Source organism: Sorangium sp. So ce394 (genome assembly GCF_051474665.1).
Classification (GTDB): Bacteria; Myxococcota_A; Polyangia; order Polyangiales; family Polyangiaceae; genus Sorangium; species Sorangium cellulosum_D.
Genome location: NZ_CP150339.1, coordinates 2,498,720 through 2,525,386, shown reverse-complemented (window position 1 = coordinate 2,525,386; position 26,667 = coordinate 2,498,720). Strand labels below are relative to the sequence as shown.

26 protein-coding genes are annotated in these 26,667 nt (G+C 71.8%); 16 read left to right on the top strand and 10 right to left on the bottom strand.

Annotation, left to right across the window (positions count from 1 at the left end; translation table 11 throughout):
- Positions 1-77 precede the first annotated feature (77 nt).
- Positions 78-371 carry a hypothetical protein gene (locus tag WMF33_RS09390; RefSeq protein WP_437336829.1) on the top strand — a complete coding sequence of 98 codons (294 nt, stop codon included), beginning with the start codon at positions 78-80 and terminating at the stop codon, positions 369-371.
- Between the two features lie 15 nt (positions 372-386).
- Here WMF33_RS09390 and WMF33_RS09385 read toward each other — a convergent pair whose 3' ends face one another.
- On the bottom strand, positions 387-1,352 hold the full coding sequence (locus WMF33_RS09385; protein ID WP_061622859.1) for a LysR substrate-binding domain-containing protein: 966 nt from the start codon (positions 1,350-1,352) through the stop codon (positions 387-389).
- 126 nt (positions 1,353-1,478) lie between these two features.
- Between WMF33_RS09385 and WMF33_RS09380 the strand changes: the two genes are divergently transcribed.
- Positions 1,479-4,655, top strand: a complete 3,177-nt coding sequence (locus WMF33_RS09380; protein ID WP_437339461.1) for an efflux RND transporter permease subunit — start codon at positions 1,479-1,481, stop codon at positions 4,653-4,655.
- Positions 4,652-5,902, top strand: a complete 1,251-nt coding sequence (locus tag WMF33_RS09375; protein WP_437336828.1) for an efflux RND transporter periplasmic adaptor subunit — start codon at positions 4,652-4,654, stop codon at positions 5,900-5,902. The genes WMF33_RS09380 and WMF33_RS09375 overlap by 4 nt, the downstream gene beginning before the upstream one ends.
- A gap of 153 nt (positions 5,903-6,055) precedes the next feature.
- Here the strand turns inward: WMF33_RS09375 and WMF33_RS09370 are convergent, their stop codons facing one another.
- Positions 6,056-6,649, bottom strand: a complete 594-nt coding sequence (locus WMF33_RS09370) for a hypothetical protein (RefSeq protein ID WP_437336827.1) — start codon at positions 6,647-6,649, stop codon at positions 6,056-6,058.
- A 284-nt stretch (positions 6,650-6,933) separates the two neighbouring features.
- Here WMF33_RS09370 and WMF33_RS09365 point away from each other — a divergent pair, with 284 nt between their 5' ends.
- On the top strand, positions 6,934-7,089 hold the full coding sequence (locus WMF33_RS09365; protein ID WP_437336826.1) for a hypothetical protein: 156 nt from the start codon (positions 6,934-6,936) through the stop codon (positions 7,087-7,089).
- Positions 7,090-7,168: 79 nt separating this feature from the next.
- Positions 7,169-7,612, top strand: a complete 444-nt coding sequence (cynS, locus tag WMF33_RS09360) for a cyanase (RefSeq protein WP_437336825.1) — start codon at positions 7,169-7,171, stop codon at positions 7,610-7,612.
- 27 nt (positions 7,613-7,639) lie between these two features.
- Here cynS and WMF33_RS09355 read toward each other — a convergent pair whose 3' ends face one another.
- Both WMF33_RS09355 and WMF33_RS09350 read right to left on the bottom strand, forming a co-directional pair.
- Positions 7,640-8,704, bottom strand: coding sequence for an ABC transporter substrate-binding protein (locus WMF33_RS09355; RefSeq protein WP_437336824.1), 1,065 nt, complete (start codon positions 8,702-8,704; stop codon positions 7,640-7,642).
- A 113-nt stretch (positions 8,705-8,817) separates the two neighbouring features.
- Positions 8,818-10,065, bottom strand: a complete 1,248-nt coding sequence (locus WMF33_RS09350; RefSeq protein WP_437336823.1) for an MFS transporter — start codon at positions 10,063-10,065, stop codon at positions 8,818-8,820.
- 261 nt (positions 10,066-10,326) lie between these two features.
- Here WMF33_RS09350 and WMF33_RS09345 point away from each other — a divergent pair, with 261 nt between their 5' ends.
- Positions 10,327-11,361, top strand: coding sequence for a putative zinc-binding metallopeptidase (locus tag WMF33_RS09345; protein WP_437336822.1), 1,035 nt, complete (start codon positions 10,327-10,329; stop codon positions 11,359-11,361).
- Here WMF33_RS09345 and WMF33_RS09340 read toward each other — a convergent pair.
- Complete coding sequence (locus WMF33_RS09340) at positions 11,349-12,320, bottom strand: D-alanine--D-alanine ligase family protein (protein WP_437336821.1); 972 nt, start codon at positions 12,318-12,320, stop codon at positions 11,349-11,351. The genes WMF33_RS09345 and WMF33_RS09340 overlap by 13 nt on opposite strands.
- A 229-nt stretch (positions 12,321-12,549) precedes the next feature.
- On the opposite strand from WMF33_RS09340, the gene otsB reads away from it, so the two are divergent.
- Together otsB and WMF33_RS09330 are read left to right on the top strand one after the other, a co-directional pair.
- The gene (gene otsB, locus WMF33_RS09335; protein WP_437336820.1) at positions 12,550-13,356 is read left to right on the top strand and encodes a trehalose-phosphatase; all 807 of its coding nucleotides are present in this window, start codon (positions 12,550-12,552) and stop codon (positions 13,354-13,356) included.
- A gap of 64 nt (positions 13,357-13,420) precedes the next feature.
- Complete coding sequence (locus WMF33_RS09330) at positions 13,421-14,266, top strand: PPK2 family polyphosphate kinase (RefSeq protein WP_437336819.1); 846 nt, start codon at positions 13,421-13,423, stop codon at positions 14,264-14,266.
- Positions 14,267-14,275: 9 nt separating this feature from the next.
- Here WMF33_RS09330 and WMF33_RS09325 read toward each other — a convergent pair whose 3' ends face one another.
- Positions 14,276-14,746: a hypothetical protein gene (locus tag WMF33_RS09325; protein ID WP_437336818.1), complete on the bottom strand. Its 471-nt coding sequence runs from the start codon at positions 14,744-14,746 to the stop codon at positions 14,276-14,278.
- A 771-nt stretch (positions 14,747-15,517) separates the two neighbouring features.
- Between WMF33_RS09325 and WMF33_RS09320 the strand changes: the two genes are divergently transcribed.
- The 3 genes from WMF33_RS09320 (at position 15,518) to WMF33_RS09310 (ending at position 17,557) form a co-directional block, all read left to right on the top strand.
- Positions 15,518-15,640, top strand: coding sequence for a hypothetical protein (locus WMF33_RS09320; protein WP_437336817.1), 123 nt, complete (start codon positions 15,518-15,520; stop codon positions 15,638-15,640).
- Between the two features lie 99 nt (positions 15,641-15,739).
- Entirely contained in the window at positions 15,740-16,576 is an 837-nt protein-coding gene (locus tag WMF33_RS09315) for a DUF692 domain-containing protein (protein ID WP_437336816.1), read from the top strand.
- A gap of 42 nt (positions 16,577-16,618) precedes the next feature.
- Positions 16,619-17,557 carry a hypothetical protein gene (locus WMF33_RS09310; RefSeq protein WP_437336815.1) on the top strand — a complete coding sequence of 313 codons (939 nt, stop codon included), beginning with the start codon at positions 16,619-16,621 and terminating at the stop codon, positions 17,555-17,557.
- On the opposite strand, the gene WMF33_RS09305 is transcribed toward WMF33_RS09310, so the two are convergent.
- From WMF33_RS09305 to WMF33_RS09295, 3 genes are all read right to left on the bottom strand, one after another.
- Positions 17,554-18,420 carry an SDR family oxidoreductase gene (locus WMF33_RS09305; RefSeq protein ID WP_437336814.1) on the bottom strand — a complete coding sequence of 289 codons (867 nt, stop codon included), beginning with the start codon at positions 18,418-18,420 and terminating at the stop codon, positions 17,554-17,556. The genes WMF33_RS09310 and WMF33_RS09305 overlap by 4 nt on opposite strands.
- A gap of 182 nt (positions 18,421-18,602) precedes the next feature.
- A complete protein-coding gene (locus WMF33_RS09300) occupies positions 18,603-19,037 on the bottom strand; it encodes a GNAT family N-acetyltransferase (RefSeq protein WP_061622845.1) in 435 nt (144 codons plus the stop codon).
- Positions 19,037-19,180 (bottom strand): hypothetical protein, encoded by a 144-nt coding sequence (locus WMF33_RS09295; RefSeq protein WP_437336813.1) that lies wholly within the window; start codon positions 19,178-19,180, stop codon positions 19,037-19,039. The genes WMF33_RS09300 and WMF33_RS09295 overlap by 1 nt, the downstream gene beginning before the upstream one ends.
- Before the next feature lie 139 nt (positions 19,181-19,319).
- Between WMF33_RS09295 and WMF33_RS09290 the strand changes: the two genes are divergently transcribed.
- The 5 genes from WMF33_RS09290 (at position 19,320) to ylqF (ending at position 25,745) form a co-directional block, all read left to right on the top strand.
- Positions 19,320-20,093 carry an endonuclease/exonuclease/phosphatase family protein gene (locus WMF33_RS09290; RefSeq protein ID WP_437339460.1) on the top strand — a complete coding sequence of 258 codons (774 nt, stop codon included), beginning with the start codon at positions 19,320-19,322 and terminating at the stop codon, positions 20,091-20,093.
- Positions 20,094-20,343: 250 nt separating this feature from the next.
- A complete protein-coding gene (locus WMF33_RS09285) occupies positions 20,344-22,119 on the top strand; it encodes a protein kinase domain-containing protein (RefSeq protein ID WP_437336812.1) in 1,776 nt (591 codons plus the stop codon).
- Positions 22,120-22,237: 118 nt separating this feature from the next.
- On the top strand, positions 22,238-23,935 hold the full coding sequence (locus tag WMF33_RS09280) for a rhomboid family intramembrane serine protease (protein WP_437336811.1): 1,698 nt from the start codon (positions 22,238-22,240) through the stop codon (positions 23,933-23,935).
- A 155-nt stretch (positions 23,936-24,090) separates the two neighbouring features.
- Positions 24,091-24,804, top strand: a complete 714-nt coding sequence (locus WMF33_RS09275; protein WP_437336810.1) for a DsbA family oxidoreductase — start codon at positions 24,091-24,093, stop codon at positions 24,802-24,804.
- A gap of 32 nt (positions 24,805-24,836) precedes the next feature.
- Positions 24,837-25,745 (top strand): ribosome biogenesis GTPase YlqF, encoded by a 909-nt coding sequence (gene ylqF / locus WMF33_RS09270; RefSeq protein WP_437336809.1) that lies wholly within the window; start codon positions 24,837-24,839, stop codon positions 25,743-25,745.
- A 44-nt stretch (positions 25,746-25,789) separates the two neighbouring features.
- On the opposite strand, the gene WMF33_RS09265 is transcribed toward ylqF, so the two are convergent.
- Entirely contained in the window at positions 25,790-26,362 is a 573-nt protein-coding gene (locus WMF33_RS09265; protein ID WP_437336808.1) for an NADPH-dependent FMN reductase, read from the bottom strand.
- Between the last annotated feature and the right edge of the window lie 305 nt (positions 26,363-26,667).

The window sequence follows — 26,667 nt, the reverse complement described above, 5'->3', positions numbered from 1 at the left end:
GCCTTGCATGGGTCCACATTGCCGTTGACCTGGTCGCGCCGGGTGGACGACGCTGCGCCCGGGAGGAAGAGGAAGCCATGTCGACCCTGGTACGTCTGTCCGCCGCGACGGCGTTCGCGGCCGTCGCGATGCACGTCGGCGTGCTCGTCACCAGCACCAGCGGGTGCGGAGGCGACGAGTGCGACGAGGAGCCCATCGGGTGCAGCACCGTCGACGACTGCCCTCGCTGGGTGGTCCGGTGCAACGGCGGGTTCGCCGCGATCGCTGGGCAGTGCACCGAGGCCGGCTGTTGCCGGCGCGCCGTCGACGTGTGCTTGGAAGTGTGCGACTCGTTCGAGCAAAAGGTCTCGAGCTGCTCCCAGTACGATTGAGGCCCCGCCGCTCCTCTACCCCTCCACGGCCGGCCCCGCCCCGCCGGCCCCCGGGTCGCGCTCGTCTTCGCCGGGAGCGCGGCGCGCCGCGCGCGGCTTGCTCTTGCTGACGCCCACCCGCCGCACGAACGAGAGGAACTGCCCGAGCGTGGGCGAGGCGTCGTCGGCCCGCCACGCGAGCAGGAGGTCCGTGACCGGCGCGCCCACGATCGGCCGCAGCGCGAGCCCCCCGCGCCGGATATTCTTGATGGATTCCGGCAGGATAGAGACGCCGAAGCCCGCCGCCACGAGGCTCAGGATGTCGAGGTGCAGCGCCTCCTGCACGATGCGCGGCGTGAAGCCCGCCTCGCGGCACAGCCCCACCACGAGATCGAAGAAGGCCGACCCGCGCTGGCGCGGGAACACGACGAACGGCTCGCGCGACAGGAGCTCGAGCGGGATGCGCCTGCGCCCGGCGAGCGGGTGATCCGCCGGCAGGGCGACGAGGAGCGGCTCGCGCCGGACGCACTCGGAGGCGAGCCGCGGGTCGTTGAGCGGCGCCCTCACGAAGCCGACGTCGATGCGCCCGTCCTTGAGCGCGTCGATCTGCTCCTGCGGCGGCATCTCGCGCAGCGCGAGCTCCACCGACGGGAAATCGGTGCGGAAGGCGCGGACCAGCTCGGTGATGCCGCTGTAGGCGAGCGACGACAGGTACCCGACCACGAGGCGCCCGGTCTCGCCGACGCTCGCGCGCCTGGCCTCGTGCACCGCGAGGTCGAGCGCGTCGAAGACCCGCCGCACGTGGGCCAGGAAGACCGCCCCCGCGGGCGTCAGCTCGACGCGCCGCCGCGACCTGTCGAAGAGCGAGAAGCCGAGCTCGGACTCGAGATCCTGGATCTGCCGGCTCAGCGGGGGCTGGGCGATGCCGAGCCGCTGCGCCGCGCGGCCGAAATGCCGCTCCTCGGCGACGGCCGTGAAGTACCGGAGGTGGCGCAGGTCCATACCTTGAAGGTATCGTCTGATACGAAATAATAGATTGGACGAACGTCAGGGGCACCCTAAATGCGGAGCCTGCCCTCCGGCGGCCCCGTCCGGGGCGCCCTGGAGGGGGACGGGAATTCGCCGCCCATGTGGCTCGTCCGGATCGCGCTGCAACGCACGTACACGTTCATCGTGATGTCGATGCTCATCGTCATCCTGGGCGTGTTCACCATCACCCGGATGCCGACGGACATCTTCCCCGACATCGACATCCCGGTCCTGTCCGTCATCTTCAACTACGGCGGCCTCCCCCCCGAGGAGATGGAGAAGCGCATCGTCAACAACTACGAGCGCTTCCTGACGACCACAGTCAACGACATCGAGCACATCGAGAGCCAGTCGCTCACCGGCATCTCGATCATCAAGATCTTCCTCCAGCCGGGCGCCAGCATCGAGGCCGCCACGGCGCAGGTGACGGCGGTCTCGCAGACCGCCATCCGCATGATGCCGCCCGGCATCAGCCCGCCGCTCGTCATCCGTTACAGCGCCTCCAGCGTGCCCATCCTGCAGGCCGCGCTGGAGAGCGAATCGCTGAGCGAGCAGCAGCTCTTCGACTACGCGGTCAACTTCATCCGCGCCGACATCGCCACGATCCGGGGCACGCAGATCCCGTACCCCTACGGCGGCAAGCAGCGCCAGATCATGGTCGACATCGACCCGCAGCGCCTCTTCGCGTGGGGGCTGTCGCCGCGCGACGTGAACGCCGCCCTCGGCCTGCAGAACGTCATCCTGCCCTCCGGCACGGCGAAGATGGGGGAGAACGAGTACCCCGTCATCATGAACAGCAGCCCCGAGGCGTTCGAGGAGCTCGGCAAGCTGCCGCTCAGGACCGTGAACGGGAGGACCGTCTACCTCCGCGACGTCGCGAGCGTGCGCGACGGGAACGCGCCGCAGACGAACATGGTGCACGTCGAGGGCAAGCGCAGCGTGCTCCTCAGCATCCTCAAGAACGGGAGCGCGAGCACGCTCGACGTCACGTCGCGCATCCACGCGATGCTGCCGAGCACGCTGGAGAAGCTCCCGAAGGAGCTCAAGGTCTCGCTGCTCTTCGATCAGTCGGTGTTCGTCCGCGCGGCGGTCGACGGGGTCGTGCACGAGGCGCTCATCGCCGCGGGGCTCACCGCGCTCATGATCCTCCTGTTCCTCGGGAGCTGGCGCAGCACGCTCATCGTCGTCATCAGCATCCCGCTCTCGATCCTCGTCTCGATCATCGCGCTCCACGCCCTCGGCCACACGCTCAACGTGATGACGCTCGGCGGGATGGCGCTCGCGGTCGGCATCCTCGTCGACGACGCGACCGTGGCCATCGAGAACATCCACAGGAACCTCGGGCAGCGGAAGCCGTTCATCCGCGCGATCATCGACGGCGCGCAGGAGATCGCCGTCCCGGCGCTCGTCTCGACGCTCTGCATCTGCATCGTCTTCGTGCCGGTGGCGTTCATCACCGGCGCCGCGAAGTCGCTCTTCGTGCCGATGGCCATGGCGGTCGTCTTCGCCATGCTCATGTCGTACTTCCTGTCGCGGACGCTCGTCCCGACCCTCGTGCGCCTCTTGCTCGAGCGGGAGGCCGCGGAGCACGCCCACGGCCCGGAGGGGACGGCGCAGCCGAAGAGCCTGTTCGGGCGCGTCTTCGCCGCGTTCAACCGCGCCTTCGACCGGCTGCGGGCGGCCTACGGGGGCTGGCTCGCCTGGGCGCTCGCGCACCGCGCCGCGTTCGTGGGCGCGTTCCTCGCCTTCGTCGCCGCCTCGGTCGCGCTGATCCCGCTCCTCGGCCGCGACTTCTTCCCGAGCGTCGACGCCGGGCTCATCAAGCTCCACGTGCGCGGCGCGCCGGGCACCCGCCTCGAGGAGAGCGAGCGCCACTTCGCGCAGATCCAGGAGACCATCCGCCAGGTGATCCCGCCGGGCGAGATCCGCACGATGCTCGACACCATCGGGATCCCGGCGAGCGGCATCAACCTGTCGCTGAGCGAGGGCGCGCAGATCTCCTCGGCCGACGGGCAGATCTTCATCGCGCTCGAGGAGCACCATCAGCCGACCGCCGGCTACGTGCGCAAGCTCCGCGACAAGCTGAACGCGGCGTACCCCGACACGACGTTCTTCTTCCTCGCCCCCGACATCTCGACGCAGGTCCTGAACTTCGGCCTCGCCGCGCCCATCAACGTCCAGGTCGTGGGCCCGATCGGCAAGGAGGACGAGACCTACGCGGTCGCGCGGCGGATCAAAGGCCGCATGGAGCGGATCCCCGGCGCGGTGGACGTGCACCTCGCGCAGGTGCCGGCGCGGCCGCAGCTCCGCATCGACGTCGACCGCACCATGGCCGACCAGATGGGGCTCAGCCAGCGCGACGTCGCGAGCGACGTCCTCGTCTCGCTCTCGTCGAGCGGGCAGACGTCGCCGACCTACTGGCTCGACAAGCGCGGCGTGCAGTACCTCGTCGCCGTGCAGACGCCCCAGTACGCGATCGGCTCGATCGACGACCTGAACGCGACGCCGCTGTCGACCGGCGACAGCCGGCCCCAGCTCCTGTCGAACGTCGCCTCGCTGTCGCGCTCGACCGGGCCGGCGAACATCACCCACTACAACGTCGCGCGGACCTTCGACGTGCAGGCGAACGTCGACGGCACCGACCTCGGCTCGGTCGCGGGCGCGGTCTCGCGCGTGATCGACGAGCTCAGGCCCGAGCTGCCGCGCGGGACGAAGGTGACCGTCAAGGGGCAGGCGGAGAGCATGGACTCGTCGTTCACCGGCCTCGGCTACGGGCTGCTCTTCGCGGTCGTGCTCGTGTACCTGCTGATGGTCGTGAACTTCCAGTCGTGGCTCGACCCGCTCATCATCCTGATGGCGCTCCCGGGCGCGGTGGCCGGCATCGCGTGGATGCTCTTCGTGACGCACACGACGCTGAGCGTGCCCGCGCTCATGGGCTCGATCATGTGCGTCGGCGTCGCCACGGCGAACAGCATCCTCGTCGTGACGTTCGCGAACGACCAGCGCAAGCTGGGCCGCGACGCCCCCACCGCGGCGCTCGCCGCGGGCATGACGCGCCTCCGGCCGGTGCTCATGACCGCGCTCGCGATGATCTTCGGCATGCTGCCGATGTCGCTCGGCCTCGGCGAGGGCGGCGAGCAGAACGCCCCCCTGGGCCGCGCCGTCATCGGCGGCCTGCTCGTCGCCACGCTGAGCACGCTCTTCTTCGTGCCGGTGATGTACAGCCTCCTCCGGAGCAAGGCTCCGGCCCGAGACCCGCTCGCTGAGGACCTATGAGCTCCCCCGAACGCCCCGCCCAGACGCCGCCCCCGGGCCCCCCCGCCGACGATCTCGGCTTCGATCTGCCGCCGCCCGCCGCGATGACGCGCACGCGCGGCCTCGCCCTCGGCGTGGGCCTCGCCGTCGCGCTCGGGGCGGCGTTCGCCGCGGCGTACCTGCCCCGCCGGAGCGCCCGCGCCGCGCTCGAGGAGGGCGTGCGGGCCGCCGAGGGCGCCGCGCCGCGCGTCGTGGTCGTCTCGCCGCAGCCGGTGTCGAGCGACCGGGCGCTCGTCCTGCCGGGGAGCATCCAGCCGCTCGAGGAGACGGTCGTCTACCCGCGCGTGAGCGGCTACGTGCGGAAGTGGAGCGCCGACATCGGCGACAAGGTCGAGGAGGGGCAGGTCCTCGCCGAGATCGACACGCCCGAGCTCGATCAGGAGCTCGCGCAGGCCCGCGCGCAGCTCGTGCAGGCGAACGCCGGCCTCGTGCAGGCCCAGGCGAACCGCGACCTGTCGCGATCGAGCGTGCAGCGCTACCAGCAGCTCGTCCCCGCGGGCGTGGCGCCGCAGGAGGAGCTCGAGCAGCGGCAGGGCCAGGCGCACGTCGCCGAGGCGAGCGTCACCGTGGCGCAGGCGGCGATCACCGCGCAGCAGGCGAACATCCAGCGCATCCTGGATCTCAAGAGGTTCGCGAAGATCGCCGCGCCGTTCGCGGGGACGGTCACCTCGCGGACGATCGACCGCGGGGCGCTGGTCACGGCGGGCAACGGGACGCCGCTCTTCCGGATCGCGGCGACCGACCCGGTGCGCGTCTTCGTGGGCGTCCCGCAGGACGTGGCGCCCAGCGTGCGAATCGACGCGCCGGCGAAGGTCACGGTGCGCGAGTTCGCGGCGCAGCCGTTCCAGGGTACGATCGCGCGCACGGCCGGCGCGCTCGACGCGGCGACGCGGACGATGAACACCGAGGTGCGGGTGCCGAACCCCGACGGGCGGCTCCTCGCGGGCATGTACGCCGAGGTCGCGCTGACCCTGCCCACGCCGCACCGCGTGCTCGAGATCCCGGCGACGGCGCTCTACAACGACGCCAAGGGGCTCCGCGTGGCCGTCGTGGATGCCGGGGGCAAGATCCGCTTCGCGCCGATCACGGTCGAGCGCGACACGGGCGCGACGATCCACGTGTCGACGGGGCTCGACGGGAGCGAGCGGATCGTGAAGCTCGCGAGCGCGGAGCTGACCGACGGGATGGCGGTCGAGGTCCTGAAATGACGGGCCGCCGCCGCCCCCGGGCGCGCGGGGCGGCGGCGAACAGGGAGCGAATCGAACGAGGCGTCGAGAGCGCGACGAGAGAGGCCTCGTGTCTCAGGACGCCCCCCGGGCGCCTCGGCGGCTCTTCGGCCAGGGTCGCTGTCGACGCCGGCGCTAGTCTTCGAAATACGCCGGGATGTCGATGAACTCTTGCGTGAACAGCGCCCTGAAGAACTCGGTGTCCGTGCCGGGCGCGAGCTCGAGATACCGGGTGTACTCCAGCACCGTCTGATTGCCGCACTGGGTGAGATCCCCGAGCGCGTAGTACTGCTCCATGCCGAACGCCGGATCCAGGAGGCGGACGAGGATCTGGTGGTGCGCCTCGGAGCGGTAGATGATCTCCTCGTGGAGCGTGACGCCCCCCGAGGTGAACTGGTACGCCGAGGGGATCGTCTCCGGGCCTCCGCCGTTCAGCCACAGGAACGTCGGCGCCACGTCGGGCAGGACCGCCTCCACGAACCACTCGATGTCGCGGAGCACGGGCCAGACCTCGCTGATGGGCGCGTCGATCAGCACCCGCTGATAGCTCAGAACCTGATCCTGTCCGATGCTCTGGAACAGGAAGATGCTCTCGTCGTCGCAGCTCGCGCTGGACGCCACGCCGACGTCGTCGCCGAGCGGGCCTTCGATCGCGGCCGCGCTGCCCGTAGAAAGCAGCGCCGCCAGGCAGCCCGCGAAGAAAGTCGACAAGCTCGTGGTGATCCTCATGATAAGTCACCTCTCTTTACAATCGGGAGATGGCGATTCGAGCGCTGGCGTGGCGCCTGCGGCGTCACGTGCGCACTCCGGTCTCGGATGGCCCTCGCGTTCGCGAGCGCTCGCAGCGCTCACCGGCCAATTGAAGCAGCCTAGCAAATGGGGCCTTATCCGTCGAGCGGAGACGGACGCGATCCCTCGCCTACAACGTTTGTACATGCGAGCGCGCGCTTCAATCACGTCTCATGTCTCACCTCTCGCGTCTCACCTCTCACCTCACCCGATGTGGCGGGGCGGTGAAGTGCCTCGGGGTCCGCGTGATGGCCGCCGGATTCGACCGTCGATGGCTCACGTCGGCTCACGTCCTGGCGCAGCGCGGCGTGGCCCTGAGCGGCATCATCCCCTACAGCACCTTGCAGGCGGGCATCGCCGCCGCGATGAGCGCGAGATAGCCGCCCCCGAACGCGCGGCGCTCCGGAAGTTCACGCTCCCGAGCGCTCCACGAAACCTGCGCCCGCCTACGGTGGCGCCATGACGCGCATGGACCTGGTGGAGCAGATCGTCGCAGCGAAGCTGGAGCGCAAGCTGACCTGGAGGCAGCTGGCCGAGGCGGTGGGGCGCAGCGAGGTGTGGACCACCTCGGCGCTGCTCGGGCAGCAATGCATGAGCGCCGACGAGGCGGCCGCGGCCGGCAACCTGCTCGGCCTCAGCCAGGAGGAGGTGCGCCTGCTCCAGGTGCCGCCGTCGAAGGGCTCCCTCGGCGCGACGCCGCCGACCGACCCGCTGATCTACCGCTTCCACGAGATCGTGCAGGTGTACGGCACGACGCTGAAGGAGCTGATCCACGAGAAGATGGGCGACGGCATCATGAGCGCCATCGACTTCGAGATGAGCGTCGACAAGGTGCCCGACGCCAAGGGCGACCGCGTGCGCGTGGTGATGAACGGCAAATTCCTCCCCTACCGCAAGTGGTAGCGGCAGGGGCGCGCCGGGGCGGCGCCGTCACTGGACCGGTGTCGTCGCGAACGGGTTGAGCTGGTTTGTATACAGGTCCTCGGCCTTGATCTGGCCCGGCTTCAGCTCGCCGTCCTTCACCAGCCAGTCGATCCAGACCTGGTATTCCTTGGACGACAGGAGCCCTCCCTTGCCGGCGACGCCCATGCTTGTCCAGTACTTCACCGCGGACGCGTCCTCGTTGCGGCCCCGCCGCTCGATGATGCGCTGCAGGCGGGCCACCACCTCCTCGCGCGGGGTGCTCCGCGCCCACTCGACGGCGCGCCCCACGGCCTCCACGAACTTGCGGGCGCTGTTCGGGCTCTCCTCGAGGAAGCGCTTCCTCAGCACGTAGCTGCCGGCGGTGAACTCGCCGAACAGCTCGTGATCCGAGAACAGCGCCCGGATGCCGCCGCGCTCGAGCGCCTTGTCGCGCAGGATGTCGCCGAGGACCGCGACGTCGACCTGCTTCTGCCGGAGCGCCTGCTCCGCGCTCACGGGCGGCAGCACCACCAGCGTGACCTGCGCGATCTCGGCGCCCGTCAGCCCGCTGCGCGACAGGTACTCCTTCAGCATGAACTCGTGGTGCGCGCCCAGCGTGTTCATCGCGACCTTCTTGCCCAGGAGGTCGCGCGGCGACCGGATGGCGCTGTCCTCGGTCACGTAGAAGCCGCTCCAGCGCTTCGCGTCGACCCCGTAGCCGCCCACCACCGCCCGGAGCGGCGCCCCGGCGGCGATCAGCTTGATCACCGCGCCGTTGAACGCCTGCCCGAAATCGGTGTCGCCGGTGACCACCGTCTGGATGTCCTGCGGCCCGCTGATCGTGTTGCCGACGTAGCTGAGCTTGAGCGGGGCGAGGTACCCGAGGTCCTCTGCCAGCTCGGGCACCGAGACCACGCCCGCGAACCCCTGATGGCGCAGCTCCAGCACCTCGTAATCGCCCGCGGCCCTGTCGCCCTGGCCGCCGCCCGGCTCGGCCTTCGAGCAGGCCGCGAGCGAGAGCGCGGCAGAGAGCGCCGCCACGAACGCGCGGCGGGTTACGGTGAACGGAGCAGGCGGTTCGAGTTCGCGCATCGGTGCAATGCCTCTGTGTGCGCCGTGGGCCGGCGCGTGATCTGGATCGCCCCTCTCCTGCGGGGACATCGTCGACGGCGCGCGCCGTACCTCTCGGCTGACGCTGATCACGCTTACTCGGCGGCCGCCGGCTCGGTCGGGGCGGGGTGCACCGCGGCCACGGCGCTCGACGTCCTGCGCGCCAGCGCGACGAGCAGCCCGAAGAGCACGGACAGGAGCAGGAACATCGACTGGAGCCCGAGGCTCTTGCCCACGAGGCCGCCCACGGTGCTGCCGAACAGGCCTCCCGACGGGCCCACGAGGGCGTGCAGGCCGGCCACCTTCCCCCGCCCCACGCGCGCGCCGATGCGGGCGATGCGGGTGAGGTTCGCGATCTGCAAGAGGCCGAGCCCGAGGCCGAGGACCAGGCCGCCGGCGCGGAGCAGGTTGAGCTCGCCCGAGAGGCCGAGCAAGAGGAGCGCGATCGGGACGAGGACGAGGCTCGCGAGGTAGATGCGCTCGTGCCCCACCCGGCCGACCAGGCCGCCCAGCGAGAACAGCGCGAAGATGTAGGTCACGCCCTGCCACGCGAGCAGCCCCGAGGCCTCGGCCGCCGTCAGGTCGGCGACGGCGACGCCGATCGGGATGATGAAGAACATGAAGAACGAGTTGACCGACTGGGCCGCGAACTCGATCATGCACACGCCGCGCAGCTCGACGTCCTGCGCGAGCAGGCCGAGATCGGACCGGACGCCGGAGAGGCGGAGCTCCCTCCGGGGGGTGGACCGCGCCGCATAACGACCGAAGACGATCGGCGACATGAAGACCGTGACGAGGAAGCTCGCCCCGATGAGCCAGTAGGTGCCCTGAAAGCCCAGGGCCTTGGTGAGCGCGGCCGCGAGCATGGGGCCCAGCAGGAACATGCCGACCATATGGGTGGCGCGGTACCAGCCGGCCTTGCCCTCGCCCACCGTCTCGAGCTGCTGCATGAACACGGTGCTCAGCGAGACGAAGCGCATCGGCATGAAGAAGCTGATCGCCGTCGTGCAGACCAGCAGGAACACCGGAGACGGGACCGCCGGCAAGGCCATGTAGAGCGTCCCCGCCACGAGGCTCCCCAGCACGAACAGCCGCGAGGGCCCGAGGTGATCGACGAGCAGCCCGATCGGGATGCTCATGAGCAGCACCCCGACGCTCTGCGATCCGGCGATGAGCCCGAGCAGCGCCTCGTTCGCCCTGAGGTCCAGCGCGTAAAGCGTCGTGGTCACCTTGGCGACGCCGACGCTGATGCCCATGACCGAGGACAGCGCCGCGAACACCAGAAGAAAGCGGTTCTTGTCGATGAAGGAACGCAGCTTGACCTCGTGGACGGCTCGAATCACGCCCGTTGATCCGCGCCAGCGATCGGCGGCCGTCACCGCGTGTCGGCGGTGCCCGCGATCGTCGGAAACGGTCAGCAACGAGCAACGCCCGTGCCGCGCCGCCGCGCGCCGCTCGGCGAGGCCGGCCGCGCGCGCGCTGCTGCCCCGGCAGCAACCGGTGGTGATCCGCTGCTCCGGCGCCAGCAGGACCACGCCGTCGCGCGCCCGATCGGCCGCCCGCGACGGCGGGCGCCCGCGCCGGCGCGGCGGTATGCTGGCGCCATGGCCGCCGCCGCTCCCCCCGACGAGCCCGCCTTTCACGAGCCCGCCCTCGGGCCGGTGCCGCTCCGGGAGCTCGGCCTCACCATCGCGGGAACGCGCCTCGAGGCGATCATCGCGGAGTTCACGGCGGAGCTCGAGCTCGCCGGGCTCCGCCGGGTCCGCCCGCGATTCTACCTCTCCACGGAGTGGGGAGTCCCGTTCAACACGATCTCGATCGGCATCCCGTTCTACCTGGCGAGGCCCGACCTGACGGCGCTCCACGGCGCGCGCACGGGGCATGTCGAGGGCGTCTCCCGGGCGGATTGCCTGCGTTACCTCCGCCACGAAATGGGGCACGTCGTCAATTACGCGTATCGACTGTACGGCGAGCCGGAGTGGGTGGAGCGCTTCGGCCCGATCGACGCGCCCTACCACGAGGGCTACCGGCCGATCCCGTTCAGCCGCCGGCATGTCGTCCACCTGCCCGGCTGGTACGCGCAGAAGCACCCGGACGAGGACTGGGCAGAGACGTTCGCCGTCTGGATGACGCCCGGGCGCGCGTGGCGGGTCGAGTACGCCGACTGGCCCGAGGCGCTCGCCAAGCTGGAGTACTGCGATCGCGCCATGGCCGCGCTGCGCGAGCGCGACCCGGTCGTGACCGACGACGCGCTCGACGAGGACGTCGCCGAGCTCGGCACGTCGCTCGACGAGTATTACGGCGCGGCGCTCCCCGGCGACGGCGAGCTGCCGCGGGGCTTCGACGGCGCGCTGCGGGCGATCTTCGACGAGCTCGACGCGCCGGACGAGGCGGGCGCGGAGCGGCCGGCCGCGGCGCTCATCCTGGACATGGAGCGGGAGCTCGTCGCCAGCGTCTACCGCTCGACCGGCCATTTCCCCGAGGCGACGCGGCCGCTCGTGCGCCACCTCGCCGGCCGCGCGGGCGAGCTCGGGCTCGCGTACCGCGCCGCGAACGAGCGGACGGCGGTGATCGCCTTCGCGGCGCTCGTCACGGCGCTCGCGATGAACCACGTGCGCACCGGCAGCTACTTCGCGTAGCGCTGCGTCGCGAGGTCGACGATCCGCTGGACGAGCGCGTCGTACCCGATGCCGGCCGCGGCGGCGGCCATGGCGAACTCCCCCGAGGCCTCGAGGTAGCAGCTCGCGTTGACCTCGATCACGTAGATGTCGCCGGCCTCGGTGAGCCGGAGATCGACCCGGCCGTAGTCCTTCACGCGGAGCGCCCGGTAGGCGTCGAGCGAGACCTTCTGGAGCCTCGCCCGGAGCTCGTCGGAGAGCTCCGCGACGACGGCCTTCGTGCCCTTGTACTCGGCGCTCTGCTCGTCGAACTTCGCCTTCTGATCGAGGATGTGCGGCCGCCCCTCCGGGAAGCCGGTGAAATCGATCTCGATCGGCGGGAGCGCCGTGGGCTGCGCGTTGCCGAGGATCCCCACGTAGAGCTCCCGCCCCTCGATGAACTCCTCGGCGAGGGCCGAGTCGTCGCACTCCTCGTGGATGGCGAGGACCCGCTTCATGAGGGATCGGGCGTCGTGGACGAGGCCGTTCCTGTCGATGCCGATCGACGCGTCCATGCGGAGCGGCTTGACGAACAGGGGCATGTGCAGGTTGCCCCCGGTCTCGAAATCCGCGTCCTTGGAGAAGACGGCGAACTTTGGATAGAGGATGCCCTCGAAGGCGAGGATCTTCTTGGAGAGGCCTTTGTCCTGCGCGAGCGAGAGCTCCGCGGGGCCGGCGCCCGTGTAGCGGAGGCCGAGCATGTCGAGCAGGCCGACCACGGAGACGTCGCCGAGCACGTTGTCGCCGAACATCTCCATGAGGTTGAAGACGAGATCGGGGCGGGCGCGCGAGAGGGCGGAGACGAGCCGCGCGACGTCGCCGTGCTCGGCGACGACCGACACCTCGTGTCCGCCGTTCCTGAGCGCCCGGGCGACCTGCTCGACCACAACATCCGGCTTCTGGTCCGGGGCCTCGATGTACGTGAGCACGACGATGTTCATGGCAGGGCTCGGCGCCGCGTCGACGCACTCGACGCCTTCGATACATGAGCATGAAGCGAGCCAGGCCGGATCTGCGGGGAGAACGAGGGGGAATCGCCCTCGCCAGCGCCTCACCCGCGTGGCGCAACGTCGCAGAGGGGCGATTTGCCGCTCTGGAGCGGAGGCTCTGCCGACCTCTGCAGTTCGATGATCCTCACCGGAGCCTGGCCGCGGTAGAATCTGGAACAGCATGGACGTGAGCCAGCTCATCGAGCGCGCGGCGGCAGCGCCGTCGTTGCTCCTCGCGACGGACTTCGACGGGACCATCTCCGAGATCGCCGCGGTGTCGGGCGGGGCGGTCGCGGAGCGGGGCGCCATCGAGGCGCTCCAGGCGCTCTCCGGCGCGCCGGGGACGACGGTGGCGCTCGTGTCGGGCAGGACGATCCACGACCTCGCGGCGCGCACGGCGGCGCTCGAACCGGCGTGGCGCGTCGGCGAGCACGGGGCCGAGATCGCGGCGCCGGGCGGGGCGCTCGTGTACGAGGCGGAGGCGCCGGCCGAGGCGCTCGACGCGCTGGAGCGGGACGCGGAGGAGATCGCGCGGCGCGTCCCCGCGTTCTGGGTCCAGCGCAAGCGGTGCTCGATCGCGCTCCACTGGCGGCTCGTCTCGGCGGAGGATCGGCCGGCGGCGTTCGACGCCATCGCAGCGTGGTCGGGCGCGGCGCGGCGGAAGGGGCTCGTGGTCATGAAGGGGCGCAGCATCCACGAGGCCAGGGACGCCGCGCACGACAAGGGCGGCGCCCTGGCCTTCCTGCTGGCGCGGCTGCCGCCGGGGACGCTCGTGGTCTACGCGGGCGACGACACGACCGACGAGCCGGCGATCGCCTACGCGCGGGCGAACGGGGGCGTGGGCGTGTACATCGCCTCCGCCGAGCGGCCGGACGCCGGGGTCGAGCCCGACCTGACGCTCGGCGACCCCGGGGCGTGGATCGCCCTGCTCAAGGAGCTCGCGGCGCGGCGCGGCGGCCTGGCGAGCGCGGCGCTGCGCCCGGCGTGAGGGGGCCGCCGCGCGGCGTCGCTCCAGGGGAGGCGCCCGGACCGGATCGTGTACGCTCGCGGGCATGCCCATCACGCGACTCACGAAGCCCGATTCGAAGTTTCGCCTCGAGGACGTCTCGACGGACCCGCCCCGCGACGCGACGAAGCAGGAGGCGGCCGAGCGGCTCCACGAGCTCGGCAAGGAGCTGCTCGAGCTCCAGGAGCTCATGTGGGGCGCGCGGACGCACAGCGTGCTCATCGTGCTCCAGGGCCGCGACGCGGCCGGCAAGGACGGCGCGATCAAGAACGTCGTCGGCGCGCTGAACCCGCGCGGCGTGAGCGTGAGCTCGTTCGGCGTGCCGACGAAGGAGGAGCGGGAGCACGATTTCCTGTGGCGGATTCACCGGCACGCGCCCCGCGCGGGGGAGTTTGCCATCTTCAACCGCTCTCATTACGAGGACGTGCTCGTCGTGCGCGTGCACGACCTGGCGCCCAAGTCGCTGTGGGGCGAGCGCTACGACCACATCAACGATTTCGAGGAGCTGCTCGCCGAGCACGGGACCATCGTGATCAAGTTCTTCTTGCACATCAGCAAGAAGGAGCAGGAAAAGCGGCTCCTGGAGCGCGAGGAGAACCCCTCGACCGCCTGGAAGCTCAACGTGAACGACTGGAAGGAGCGGGAGGTCTGGGACGAGTACACGGAGGCCTACGAGGACGTCTTCCAGCGCTGCTCCTCGCGGTACGCGCCCTGGTGCATCGTCCCGGCCGACGCGAAGTGGTACAGGAACCTCGTCGTCGCCGAGGCCGTGGCCGAGGCGATGCGGGAATACCGCGACGACTGGCTGAAGACGCTCGAGCGGAACGGGAAGGAGGGCCGCGAGGCGCTCGAGGAGTACCGCAGATCGAAGGGCGTGCGGCACAAGGGGTGAGCGGGCAGCTCAGGACGACGCGCGGGGCCCGCCCACGTCGTGGGGGAGCGCGAGCGGCCGGCGCCTGAACCACGGTATCGTGCGCCGGCCCACGCCCTCCCAGGTCGCGACATCGGAATAGGCGTGCGTCATGGTCGCGCCGATCAGGAGGTTTGCGACGTTGACGGCCATCTGCAAGAGCCTGGACCGGATCAGCAGGTGGGCCTCGGCGCGCGGGCAGTTCTTCTTCAGCCACTCGGTCATCTGGTCGCGAAAATCGGTGTCCATCCTGGGCGACTCGAGCGCGTCCACCATGTAGATGCACCGCTGGAATTGCCGGATCTGCCGCTCGCCGTCCTCGATGACGTGGGGCGCGAACTCTCCGATCTGGAGATCGCGACAGACGTAGAGCATCAGGCCCTTGCCGAGCTCGTAGCTCCGCATGACGCCGCGGTAGTCGACGTAAAGCCAGCTCTGCTCCTCGATTCTCTGCTTTTTCATGGGGCACCGCCCGTCCCCGCATACGCGCGGAACCGGCCCACCGCGCCAGTGTAGGCGTTGGATGAGGCTGCGTCATGGACGTTGGCGGCCCGGGGCGCGGGCGGGATGCGTGGCGCTCGGCCGTGGCGAGCCGAGCAGCGCCCTCGCCACGGGCCGCGAACCAGCCGCCTGCGGGTCTGCGGAGGGATCTGCCGAGTTCGCCCGCCACGCGCGGCTGACCCCGAGCGCCGATGGCGTACGGCGCTCTGTTCCCGCGGCGCGGTGGCGCTCCCGGCAGCAGCGGCCGCGCTCGGCGCTCGCGCGGCCCGGGGGCGGCTGCCGCACGCGCGCGCCTCTCCGAGGCCGCCGCGGCGACCACGCTCAGCGGGCCTCCCTCGGCAAGGCTCTGCCCTCACCTGCGGGACTTTGCATTCCCGAGCAAGACGTTGCCCTCCTCGGCGGGGCTCGAACGGGCGAGCTGGTCACGGCGACCCGTCACCTCCGCCCCTGGCTCTCCCGCGACGTCCACCGGTGAGCTCCGCCGATCCAAGCCGTTCCCCGGCCGTTTCACCGCCGCCATCGCCATGCGTGAGCCACGGCGCCGGGCCGATCCTCGCGGCCCTGCATGCACGCCTGGCACGCCGCTCCTCCAGCGGCACGGCGCTTGATTGGGCCTCTGCGCGGACCGAACGTCGGTAGGGGTGAAGCGGCGGGCCTCAGTCCGCACGAGGCGCCTGCCGACCTGTCCGTGACCGAGCAGGACGACCTGCGTCGAACGAAGGAGAGAATGAGATGAACACAGACACCAGCGGATTCGATCTCGAGATGATCACACCTGACGACCCCACCGAGCTGGAGGTGAGGGAGGTCTCGTTGTGTTGTCGTTGCTGCTACGGCCGCGTGAGCGACGAGTGACATGAGCGGCAGGGAGGCGCGCCCCCTGCCGCCGGCGCCCAGGCAGCGCTCGCTGCGCTGCCTGGGCGCCTCCTTTTCCCTGCGCGCGAGGATCTGCTCATGAGTGTGAAGCCGAGATTCGACCTGCCGCGCATCGGCGTTGGGCTCGCCTACCGGCCCTGGTTCGTGCGCGGGCTCAAAGAACACCGCGATCGTATCGATTGGATCGAGATCTGCGCGGACCACTACATCGACCGGACAGAGGGGCGGGTCGCGCGCGCCGTCGAGCTGAGCCAGCGTCTCCCCATAGCGCCCCATGGCCTCGAGCTCTCCATCGGCACCGACGCGCCGCTCGACGTGGATTACTGCCGCGACGTCGCGCGCCTCGCGAAGGCGGTCCGCGCCCCCTGGTACAGCGATCACCTCTGCTTCACGCAGGTCTCCCAGATCGAGCTCGGCCAGCTCACGCCGATCGCGTTCTCCGAGCCCGCCGCGGCGCGCTGCGCGGCCAAGGCACGGCAGTTCCAGGACATGCTCGGGGTCCCGTTGCTCCTCGAGAACATCGCCTATTACCTGGCGATCCCCGGCGGCACCATGACAGAGGCGGATTTCATCAGCAAGGTCGTGAACGACGCCGATTGCGGCATCTTGCTCGATCTCACGAACCTGTACATCAACGCCCAGAACCTCCACTATGATCCGTATGAGTTCATCGACCGCATCCCGCTCGAGCGCGTCGTGCAAGTCCACCTTGCGGGCGGAGCTTACGAAGAGGGGATGTGGATCGACACGCACAGCCACCCGGTCGACAGGCACCCCGAGGTCTGGGACCTGCTCGACTATCTCTGCCGGAGAGCGCCCGTGCGCGGCATCCTCATCGAGCGCGACGCGAATCCGCCGGAGAAATTCGACGAGATCCTGGAAGAGGTCGAGCACGCGAGGGCCGTCTGGGCGTGAGGCGAGGCTCGCGCAGCCGCTGGGTGGACGATGGATCGTGCCATGGATGACGTGACAGAGGGGCGGGCGATGGATACGGACCAATCGGCGTTTCAGACGGCGTTCGCGCGGCTGCTCACCGATCCTGAGGCGTTCGAGCGGTTTTACGACGACCCGGCGCGCTTCGCCGAGGAGAGCGCGCTGAGCGCCGGACAGCTGTCCGCGCTCCAGTCCCTCGACAAGGACCGGCTGCGCTGGATCGCGGGTTCGCTGAGCGTCAAGCGCTTCTTCCTCGTCGAGACGTACTTCCCCGCCACGTTCGCGCTGCTCCGGCGCCGCAAGGCGTTGTCGAAGGTGCAGCGGAGCCTCATCGCGACCTACCGCCCGATCAAGTCCGAAAGGCTGATTCGCGCGTTTCGCGACGCCCTCTGGTTCGCCGAGATCGTCGAGCGGCAACTCGACCGAGGGGAGCTCGATATCCCCTACCTCATTGACGTGATGCGCTGCGAGCGCGCCGAGTTCATGCTGTGGTCCGACGCCGCGAGCGCCGCGAGCGCGGACGATTTCAGGTCGCGGAACGCGTCGAGGCCGAGCGTCACCGAGGAGGAGCTGCTCGACGGCGCCGTGCGCGCGGGCCGGCACGTCGAGCTGCACGAGCTCTCGTGCGACGTCTTGCCGTTCATCCAGGCGCTCGTCGACGGCAAGGCGCCGCTCGATCCGGAGCCCGCGCCGACGCTGATCCTGTTCGGGAGGATCGCGGTGGCCGATCGCGTCCAGAAGGCGCGCGTCGGGCGGTTGATCAAGTCGTTCCTGACCCGCGCCGGCGGCGGAAAGCCCACCCGGGAGATCCTCGCGGAGATCCTCGGACCCGAGACCGATCCCGCCGCGCGGGCCGCCGCCGAGCGAGATTGCTGCCGAGCGCTGCAGAAGCTCTACGCGCTGAACTTCGTGACGATCGAGGAGAGCGCCGGGCCGAGCGCGCGTCGACGATCTCTCGGCTAGCTCCCGCCTGCGAGCGCCTCGAACCAGGCGCGCAGCGGCCGTGTGCCGCGCGCGGGCGCGACCGAGTCGGACGTCATGACGGCCGCCACGAACTCCAGCAGATCCGACAGCCGCGGATGGATGCCCTCGAGCAGCACGCTCGTGGACCGGAGCACCCCCGCGGGGACGTGCACGATGAGCCCCTTCTTGCCGACCGCGTCGAACGCCAGGCGCATCACCTCGTCGCGCGTCATGACGTCGGGCCCGCCCACGGGCACCACGTCAGGCCCCCCGGCGAGCACCTCGGCGAGCGCCTCGGCGACGTCCGCGGGGTGCACCGGGTTGGTCCTCGCGAGGCCGTCGCCGGGCACCGTGCCCACGCCGGCGCGGGCCATCGCGATCATGTCGTTCAGCGCGGAGTAGATGCGGGTCGGGCGCACGAACGAGAACGAGAGGCCGGAGGCGCGAATGCGCTCCTCCATCTGGAGATGGGCGGCCAGATAGCGGGTGTGGGCATAGCCGGGGCCGGGGTGCGCGGAGAGGTAGACGAAGCGCTTCACCCCGGCCCGCTTCGCCGCCTCGAGCAGGTGCGTGTTCGCCACCACGTCGACGTCGTAATAGCTCCTGCGCTCGCGCAGCGTCATCGAGACATTCGCGCCGAGACACGACACGACCGTATCGACGCCATCGAGCGCGCCGGTCACGGCCCCGGGCTCCGCCGCGTCGGCGACGACGACCTCCGAGGCGAGACCGCGGAGGCCCGCGGCGTTGCCCTCGGCGCGAGAGAGCGTGCGCACGAAGTGATCCCGGCCGCGGAGCAAGCGCAAGAGCTCTGAGCCGACCGCGCCCGTGGCGCCGGCGAGGAGGATCCGCTGCACAGTCATCGGGTCACCCGTTCCTTTCGAGCGCGGCGCCCGGGAGCGCCCCGCCCCTCGCCCGCGCGGCCGCGCAGCGACACAAGCCTTGCCAGCATGTCGGCGTCGACGTCAAGGATCGCGCGACCTGCCGCGGACGGGCGCGAGTCACGGCGGCTCCGGCGTGCGCCCGCCGCGACTCCACAGCGGGCTCAGGTCATCCGCCTGACCATCCGGGTGTGCGGAATGCCGGCCTCGTCGAAGATCGGCCCCTCCTCGACGAAGCCGAGCTTGCGATAGAACGGCGCCGCGGCGACCTGGGCGTTCAAGACCAGCGCGCGCGCGCCCTGCGCGGCGGCGACGCGGATCGCCTCCTCGAGCAGCCGCCGCCCGAGGCCGGTGCCGCGAAGATCCTTCCTGACGGCGACGCGGCCGACCTTGAGGGCGTCCCCGTACGGCACGATCCGCATCGTCGCGACGACCTCGTCGCCGTCCAGGACCACGAAGTGCTGCGCGCCCTCGTCGAGCTCGTCGACCTCGATGTCCGCGGGCACGGCCTGCTCGACGACGAAGACCTCGTACCGCAGGCGGAGCGCGCCGACGTAGAGCGGCGAGTCGCTGCGGATCGGGAGGATCTCGCCGGCCATCAGGCGCTCTCCAGGGCCGCGGAGGGAGCCCGGCCCGCAAGGCCCGCGCGCGCCGCGGCGGCCGCCCCGGCGATGATGGCGAGGGCGGCGCGCTGCGCTGCCCACAGGAGGCCTCGTTGCTCGATGCTCATCGTCCTATCCATGAATCCTGCACGTCGAGGCCCGGCCCCGCGCCCGGCCGTGCCGGATTCGTGCGCTGTCGCCGGCGCCGCGTCCACCGGATTCAGCACGCGCTGGAGCTGCTCTGCTCGGACGAGCTAGCCTGATCCCACCGTGAAGATCATGACCTTCAACATCCTCTCCGGCGGTGAGGATCGCTTCGAGGCGATCCTCACGATCATCGCCGCCGCGCGCCCGGACCTGCTCGTCCTCCAGGAGTGCGTCGGCTGGGAGGACGGCGCCCGGCTCCGGGCCGTCGCCGAGGCGGTCGGCGCGCCCCCGGGCGAGCGGCACGCGGTGCTCGGGAGCGCCAACCCGCGGCCGAGCGGCCGGCGGAACCACGTGGCCGTCGTCAGCCGGGCGCCGCTCGTGAAGGCGCGCGTGCACGCGCCCGAGGTGCTGGCCCACTGCCTCGTCGAGCTCGAGCTCGAGCTCGCCGGCGAGCCGCTGCTCGTGCTCGGCACCCACCTCAACGCCGGCAGCGAGGACCGCCGGCTCGCCGAGGCCCGCTGGCTGCTCTCCCTCGTGCCGCCCGCCCGGTTCGCCGCGGGCCTCTGGGCGCTCGCCGGCGACCTCAACGCGATCTCGCGCCGCGACCCCTACCCCGCAGACCTCGACGCGCGCCTCGCGGCCGCGGGCATCGAGAAGTACGGGAGCCCGCCGCGATTCGACACGATGGACACCCTCGAGGCGTTCGGCTGGACCGACGCGCTGCGCCTCCGGCCGCGCTCCCCGCGCTGGGCCACCGCGCTGCGCGGCCGCGCCGGCGCGCAGGTCGAGACGCGGACCGATTACGTGCTGCTCTCACCGCGGCTCTCCGGCCGGCTCGCGCTCGCCGACGTCATCGACGTCGGCGCCGCGTCCGACCACCACGCGGTCGTCGCCGAGATCGCCTGACGCCGCCGGGCGCGCGCGATCCACGCGCCCTCTCGTCCGCGCACGGCAATGGCGGAGCACGGTTCGAGCAGGGCGCGGACCTGCGCGCCGCGCGCCCGTGCGACCCGATTGAATCCGAACAACACCACTGCAAGATCACAGGCACGCTCGCCGTCGCTCGCGCGAGACCAGCGGCCGACGAGGTTGAATCGGCCTGGCCTCGCGTGACAGACCCGGAGCGGTCCGCTAGGCCATCACTTCGGCCCGCGCCATGGATTCACCCTACGGCCTGCACGCTGGCACCCTCATCGGCGGCGATTTCGAGGTCGTGCGCCCCCTCGGCTCGGGCGGCATGGGCAGCGTGTATCTGTGCCGCCAGCACAGCACCGCGCGCGAGCGCGCCGTGAAGGTCATGCACCCGGTGCGCGCCACCGACCCCGAGGAGCGCCGCCGCTTCGAGCGGGAGGCGCGGGCGCCTGGGCTCATCGGGTCGCCGCACATCGTCGAGGTGCTCATCGCCGGCGTCGACGCGGCGTCGGGCCTGCCCTACCTCGCGATGGAGCTGCTCCACGGCGAGACCCTCTCGGCGCGCGTCGAGCAGAGCGGCCCGCTCCCGGTCGCCGAGGCGCGCCGCGTCCTCGAGCAGCTCGGGCGCGCGCTCGAGGCCGCGCACGGCGCGGGCATCGTCCACCGCGATCTCAAGCCCGAGAACGTCTTCCTCGAAGAGGCCGAGGGCGGCGCCGCGCCGCGGGTCAAGCTCCTCGACTTCGGCATCGCCAAGGTCATCGCCGACGCGCGCACCTCGACGACGGGCGCCCTGGGCACGCCGCTCTGGATGGCCCCCGAGCAGGCCCACGTGAGCTACGCGGCGCTCCCCCAGAGCGACGTCTGGGCGTACGGGCTCGTCGCGTTCTTCGCGCTCGCGGGCCAGCTCTTCTGGCGGGGCCGAGAGCTCCCGGCGCTGCTGCGCGAGGTCCTGATCGAGCCCATCCCCGCCGCGAGCCGGCGCGCGGCCGAGCTCGGGCTGCCGCCCCTCCCCGCCGGGTTCGACGTATGGTTCTCTCGCTGCGTCGAGCGCGACCCGTTCGCCCGGTTCACGAGCGCCGCCTCCATGTGGCCCGCCCTCGAGCGCCTCCTCGACGCCGCGCTCGAGGCGCCGGCGGGGGCTGCGGCGTCCCTCGCCGCGGAGGCGCGGCGCCGCGGGTCGTCGTCGCCGCCGGCCGCGTCCGCCGCCGACGTCGGCGCCGAGGAGAGGCCCGCGCCGGTCGACGCGTACGGCAGCACGATCACGTTCCCCGGCCTCCGGGAACGCGACGAGCGGACCATGGAGGCGGCCGAAGGCGAGGCGACGGGCGATCGCCGCGGAGGCGGCGAGGCCCCCGCGGCGGCGCCCGGCGAGCCCCGGGCCGCGGGAGCGCCGCGCCTGGAGGCGCCGCGGGCCGACGCGCAGCGGCCGAGGAGCGCGAGCTCCGTCCCGCCGCCGACGCCTGTCGAGGTCCGGCCGCCCGGCAGCGCCGCGATGCCGCGCGTCCGGGGCGGCGGCGGGACGGAACGGCCGCTCGTCCACGCGCTGGACGACGATCACTGCATCGCTACCTGGAACGGCGTCCTCTTCCAGATCTGGCGCGGGCGCACCACCGAAGCGGCGGTGCGCGGGGTCCGCCGCGTCCTGCGCGAGCACGGCGGCCAGCTCCAGGCGACGCTGGTCATCCTCGAGGAGCACACCATCCCGGCGGGGCCGGAGGTCCGGAGCTCGCTGGCGGAGCTCTCGAGGGAGCTCGCGGCCCACGGGATGTGCGCCGCGCTGGTGTTCGAAGACCACGGCTTCCGGGCGTCGCTGATGCGCAACGTGGCCATCGAGTTCATCCTGCTGAGCCGCACGGGGCTCCGTTACGAGGTGTTCAGCGCCATGAAGGACGCCTTCGCCTGGCTCATGCGCAACCGCCCGCGGCTCGACTGGCTCAGGGAGCTGCCGGCCGTCACCGAGGCGCTCCGCCGCGAGGCGGCGGCGCGCGGGGCGCGGGCCGCGTCGACCTCCCTGCGGTGAGCCCGGGCGCGGCGGCCCAGGGCGCGAGGAGCCGCGCGCCGGGCGCGCTTCGCGACCCAGCGCGCGCCGCCTTTCCGCTACGCTCTCCGCGCGATCGATCGCAGGAGGAGGAGCGAGCGTGGTGGAGCAGCCGAGCATGGACCGCGCGTTCGGGGACGAGACGGTGGATCGGCGCGACCGCCTGCTCGCGGCGCTGCTCCGCGGGCCGGACGCCTTCGTGCTCCTCCGCTGCGACGCGGACGTGGCGGAGCTCGTCGCCGGGGCGGCGCCCGTCCGGCTCCTGCTCGTCAGGGCGGCCGACGACGCCTCGGCCGACGAGATCCGCGCCCGGATCGAGCCCCTGGTGAAGGCGGTGCGCCCCGGCGGGCCGCCCGCGCACTTCGTCGTGGTGGGCGGCGGCGCCGCCGCCGGCCGGGCCGCGCTCGCCAAGGCGGCGCCGCTCGTGCAGCCCGTGCGGATGGGCTTCCACCACCTCGACGCGGCGGGCGCGCTCGCGCGCGTGAAGGGGCCCGCCCTGCCGGCCCTCGATGAGGCCCACAGGCGCCTCGCCGAGGTGGGCCCGCTCGGCCCCGACGGGATCGCCCGGGCGCTCGAGGAGGGGCAGGCGCTGGCGCAGCAGGAGCGCGCGATCGTCGACAGGCTGACGGGCAGCCGCAGCGTCACGACGACGCTCGTGATCGCGTGCGCCGCGCTCCTCGCCGTGAGCTACCTCTTCGGCTCGGGCACCCACGAGGCGGCGCTCTGGCGCATGGGCGCCAACAGCGGCGAGGCGGTGCGCCGCGGCGAGCTCTACCGGCTCCTCGCGTCGGCCTTCCTGCACGCCGACCCGATCCACCTGTTCGTCAACATGCTGGCGCTCTGGTCGTTCGGCCCGATGCTCGAGGCGCTCCTCGGCCCGCGGCGGTTTCTCCTGCTCTACGCGGCGTCGGCGCTGGGCGGGTCGGTCGCGAGCGCGATGCTGGAGGAGCGGTGGAGCGTCGGCGCGTCGGGCGCGATCTGGGGCCTCATGATGGCGGGCATCGGCGTCGCGCTGCGGCCCCACGGGCTCCTGCCCCCGGCGATGATCGCGCAGATGCGCAGCCGCGCGTGGTGGCCGCTGGGGCTGAACCTCGTCTACAGCTTCCAGCCCGGCGTCGACCTGCTCGCGCACCTCGGCGGCGGCGTCGTCGGCTTCGCGCTCGTCGTCACGGTGCTGCCCCGCGGCCTCCTGCCGGTCGAGCAGCGCGCGCGCGCGGCGGACGCGGAGCCGAGGCCGCGCCCCCTCCTCACGGCGGCGGCCGCCCTCGCGGCCGCGGCGATGGCGGCGTCCGTGGCGGTGGCGCTCGTCGCCGGCCGCCCGTGGGCGCTCGGCGCGCCGCCGGCGCTGACGCGCGTCGCGGTCGCGGACACGGGCGTCGCGCTCGACCTGCCGGAGACGCTCGCGAAGGTCACGGCCGTGGAGGACCTGAACGGCATCCCCTTCCACACGTACGGGCGGCTGCCCCAGACGCCGGTCGTCTTCCAGATCGCCATCTTCCCGCTGGACGGCGAGGTGCCGCCCGATCAGGTCGACGCGCTCCTCGAGCAGGAGCGCAAGACGCTCGACGAGCACCGGCCGGCGAACACCGTCAAGAAGGGCCCGGCGGAGCGCGTCGATCTGGGCGGGCGACCCGCGGTGAGCGTCAGGAACGAGCTCAAGAACGGGGTGCAGATGGTGAGCTACATCGTCGTGCTCGGGGGCCGGGAGGTGGTCCTCCAGGCCTACTCGACGATGAACCGGCCGGTGTCCTGGGCGGGGATCGAGGACAAGGTGGCGGCGACGATCGCGCTCCAGTGAGGCGCGGCGCCCCGCGGCCGGCGGCGCCCGCGGCGAGCGGACGATTCAGGCGGAGGCCGCCCCTCGCTCCCCTCGCTCCCCTCGCTCCCCTCGCCCGTCGCGCCCGCGACGAACGCGCCTGGCCGGGGGCGCGGCGGCGACCTACCTTGCTCGCCATGACGAAGAAGCTCCGTGTCGATGTCTGGTCCGACATCGCGTGCCCGTGGTGCTACGTCGGCAAGCGCCGGCTGGAGGCCGCGCTCGCCAGGTTCCCGCACCGGGATGCCGTCGAGGTCGTCTGGCGCGCGTTCGAGCTGGACCCCGCGGCGAAGCGCGTCCTCGGCGCGGAGGTCTCCTACGCCGAGCGGCTCGCGAGGAAGTACGGCGCGTCGGTCGCCAAGGCCGAGGCGATGATCCGGCAGATGACCGAGGTGGCCGCGGCGGACGGGCTCGACTTCCACTTCGAGAAGGTCCGGCCCGGCAACACCTTCGACGCGCACCGCGTGCTGCACCTCGCGGCAGAGCGCGGCGCCCAGGGCGCGGTGAAGGAGCGGCTGCTCCGGGCCTACATGACCGAGGGCGAGGCTATCGGCGAGCCGGAGGTGCTCGCGCGCCTCGCCGGCGAGGCGGGGCTCGACCCGGCCGAGGTCCGCGAGGCGCTCGCGGGCGACGCCTTCGCGGCCGAGGTGCGGGCCGACGAGGCCGAGGCGCGGGCGATCGGCGTCACGGGCGTCCCCTTCTTCGCCTTCGGCGGGCGGTACGGCGTCTCCGGCGCGCAGCCGGCGGAGGCGCTCCTCGGCGTGCTCCAGCGGACGTGGGACGAGGCGGCCGGCGAGCCCGACCCGGCGTTCACCGAGGGGGCGGCCTGCGGCCCGGACGGGTGCGCGTGAGCCGCCGGGCGTGATAGAGAGCTCCGCGGCGAATGGCGATTCAATGGTACCCCGGCCACATGACCAAGGCTCGGCGCCTGATCGCCGAGTCGATGCCGTCGCAGGACGTCATCATCGAGGTGCTCGACGCCCGCATGCCGCGGGCCAGCGAGAACCCCGTCGTGGCCGAACTGCGCGGCCAGAAGCCGTGCATCAAGGTGCTGAACAAAAGCGATCTGGCGGACCCGGCCGTCACGACGGCGTGGCTGCGCCACCTCGAGGCGGAGCACCCGGCGCCCGGTGAGGCGTCGCGCGAGGCGACGCCGGGGGGCAAGGTGCTCGCGATCGCGATCTCCGCGACCCAGTCGTCCGAGGCGCGGCGCCGGATCCCGGAGCTCTGCAAGCGCCTCGTGCCCCCCAAGAACGGCCCGGGCAAGGTGGTGCGGGCGATGATCGTGGGGATCCCCAACGTCGGCAAGTCGACGCTCATCAACACGCTCATGGAGCGCAAGGTGGCCAAGGTCGGCGACGAGCCCGCGGTCACCAAGAGCCAGCAGCTCGTCACCTTGAAGAGCGGCATGGCCATCTCGGACAACCCGGGTATCCTGTGGCCGAAGATCGACGACGAGGCGGCCTCGTTCCGCCTGGCCGTGGGCGGGGCGATCCCGGACACGGCCATCGACTACCAGAGCGTCGCCCTCTTCGCGGCGGGGTACTTCCTGCGGCGCTATCCCGAGCTCCTCGTCGCCCGCTACAAGCTGAAGGAGCTGCCGGAGACGGCCTCCGCGCTGATCGAGGAGATCGGCCGCCGCCGCGGCTGCCTGCGGAGCGGCGGCGCGGTGGACCTGCACAAGGCGTCGGACATCCTGGTCCACGACTTCCGCGCCGGGCGCCTCGGGCGCATCAGCCTGGAAGAGCCGCCGGGGCTGGAGCCGCCGTCGGGCATCGAGGAGAGCGCCTGAGCGGCGGCGCGGCGCTTCTTCAGCCGCGGCGCCGCGGCGCCGCGCTACGCCGCCCGCCCCGCCGCGACCTGCTTCGCCTGGACGATGGCGCTGGCGAACCAGAGGTACTCGTCCAGGAACCGGGCGGTCGACTTCGCGAGCGGCTCGCTCTTCACCTGGAGCGCCTCGTCGAACGCGTTGTGGACCTCCGAGACGAGCAACTTCGTGGGCATCGCGAACGCCCCGAGGCTCAGGACGACGTGCTGCAGCTGGGTCGACGCGTTGATGCCGCCGAGCTTCCCCGCGGAGACCGCGGCCACGCCGATCGGCTTCCGGTTGAACTCCTCCCAGAAGTAGTCGAGCGCGTTCTTCAGCACGCCCGAGAAGCTCCCGTGGTACTCCGGCGTCACGAACACGAGCCCGTCCGCCGCGCGGAGGCGCGCGCTCAGGGCCTGGACCCGCGCCTCCACCTGCGCGCTCCGGGCGGCGTGCCCCTCCAGGATCGGCAGCGGGTCGTCGGCCAGGTCGATCAGATCGGCCGCGACGCCCCGCTCCTTCAGCTCCTTCTCCAGGTGCAGCGCGACCTTGTGCGACTGCCTTCCGACCCTCGTGCTGCCAAGCAAAATGCCTATCTTCATGACGGCTCCTCCAGCCAGGAACATGCCCTCAGGGTAAGCTGGCGTGTCCATTCTGTCAGCCGACCCTCCAACGCGTTGGACAGTGTCCAATCCGTCGTCCAGGCGCGCCCTCGCGGACGGGCGGCGCCGTTCACGGACCGCGCGGCGCGGGTGGACATGGCGGAGAAGGGCGCGTGCGCGGAGCGTCGCCCGGGGAAAGCCGCGCGTGGTAGGCTCGCCGGTCGACGCGAACGGCTAGGTTCTTCGACCGGCGACCGCCGGCGCCGCTACCATGCCCGCCGCGACGGCCGCCTCTCGGCGCCGCC

What these genes read in the sequence shown, in the direction of transcription:
- WMF33_RS09375 (WP_437336828.1), top strand. Translation starts at nt 4,652, where the DNA reads ATGAGCTCCCCCGAACGCCCCGCCCAGACGCCGCCCCCGGGCCCCCCC.
- WMF33_RS09305 (WP_437336814.1), bottom strand. Translation starts at nt 18,420, where the DNA reads ATGACTGTGCAGCGGATCCTCCTCGCCGGCGCCACGGGCGCGGTCGGC.
- ylqF (WP_437336809.1), top strand. Translation starts at nt 24,837, where the DNA reads ATGGCGATTCAATGGTACCCCGGCCACATGACCAAGGCTCGGCGCCTG.
- WMF33_RS09315 (WP_437336816.1), top strand. Translation starts at nt 15,740, where the DNA reads ATGAGTGTGAAGCCGAGATTCGACCTGCCGCGCATCGGCGTTGGGCTC.
- WMF33_RS09320 (WP_437336817.1), top strand. Translation starts at nt 15,518, where the DNA reads ATGAACACAGACACCAGCGGATTCGATCTCGAGATGATCACACCTGAC.
- WMF33_RS09325 (WP_437336818.1), bottom strand. Translation starts at nt 14,746, where the DNA reads ATGAAAAAGCAGAGAATCGAGGAGCAGAGCTGGCTTTACGTCGACTAC.
- WMF33_RS09385 (WP_061622859.1), bottom strand. Translation starts at nt 1,352, where the DNA reads ATGGACCTGCGCCACCTCCGGTACTTCACGGCCGTCGCCGAGGAGCGG.
- WMF33_RS09330 (WP_437336819.1), top strand. Translation starts at nt 13,421, where the DNA reads ATGCCCATCACGCGACTCACGAAGCCCGATTCGAAGTTTCGCCTCGAG.
- WMF33_RS09290 (WP_437339460.1), top strand. Translation starts at nt 19,320, where the DNA reads ATGACCTTCAACATCCTCTCCGGCGGTGAGGATCGCTTCGAGGCGATC.
- WMF33_RS09345 (WP_437336822.1), top strand. Translation starts at nt 10,327, where the DNA reads ATGGCCGCCGCCGCTCCCCCCGACGAGCCCGCCTTTCACGAGCCCGCC.
- WMF33_RS09265 (WP_437336808.1), bottom strand. Translation starts at nt 26,362, where the DNA reads ATGAAGATAGGCATTTTGCTTGGCAGCACGAGGGTCGGAAGGCAGTCG.
- WMF33_RS09285 (WP_437336812.1), top strand. Translation starts at nt 20,344, where the DNA reads ATGGATTCACCCTACGGCCTGCACGCTGGCACCCTCATCGGCGGCGAT.
- WMF33_RS09370 (WP_437336827.1), bottom strand. Translation starts at nt 6,649, where the DNA reads ATGAGGATCACCACGAGCTTGTCGACTTTCTTCGCGGGCTGCCTGGCG.
- WMF33_RS09380 (WP_437339461.1), top strand. Translation starts at nt 1,479, where the DNA reads ATGTGGCTCGTCCGGATCGCGCTGCAACGCACGTACACGTTCATCGTG.
- WMF33_RS09355 (WP_437336824.1), bottom strand. Translation starts at nt 8,704, where the DNA reads ATGCGCGAACTCGAACCGCCTGCTCCGTTCACCGTAACCCGCCGCGCG.
- cynS (WP_437336825.1), top strand. Translation starts at nt 7,169, where the DNA reads ATGACGCGCATGGACCTGGTGGAGCAGATCGTCGCAGCGAAGCTGGAG.
- WMF33_RS09300 (WP_061622845.1), bottom strand. Translation starts at nt 19,037, where the DNA reads ATGGCCGGCGAGATCCTCCCGATCCGCAGCGACTCGCCGCTCTACGTC.
- WMF33_RS09390 (WP_437336829.1), top strand. Translation starts at nt 78, where the DNA reads ATGTCGACCCTGGTACGTCTGTCCGCCGCGACGGCGTTCGCGGCCGTC.
- WMF33_RS09275 (WP_437336810.1), top strand. Translation starts at nt 24,091, where the DNA reads ATGACGAAGAAGCTCCGTGTCGATGTCTGGTCCGACATCGCGTGCCCG.
- WMF33_RS09310 (WP_437336815.1), top strand. Translation starts at nt 16,619, where the DNA reads ATGGATGACGTGACAGAGGGGCGGGCGATGGATACGGACCAATCGGCG.
- WMF33_RS09340 (WP_437336821.1), bottom strand. Translation starts at nt 12,320, where the DNA reads ATGAACATCGTCGTGCTCACGTACATCGAGGCCCCGGACCAGAAGCCG.
- WMF33_RS09295 (WP_437336813.1), bottom strand. Translation starts at nt 19,180, where the DNA reads ATGGATAGGACGATGAGCATCGAGCAACGAGGCCTCCTGTGGGCAGCG.
- otsB (WP_437336820.1), top strand. Translation starts at nt 12,550, where the DNA reads ATGGACGTGAGCCAGCTCATCGAGCGCGCGGCGGCAGCGCCGTCGTTG.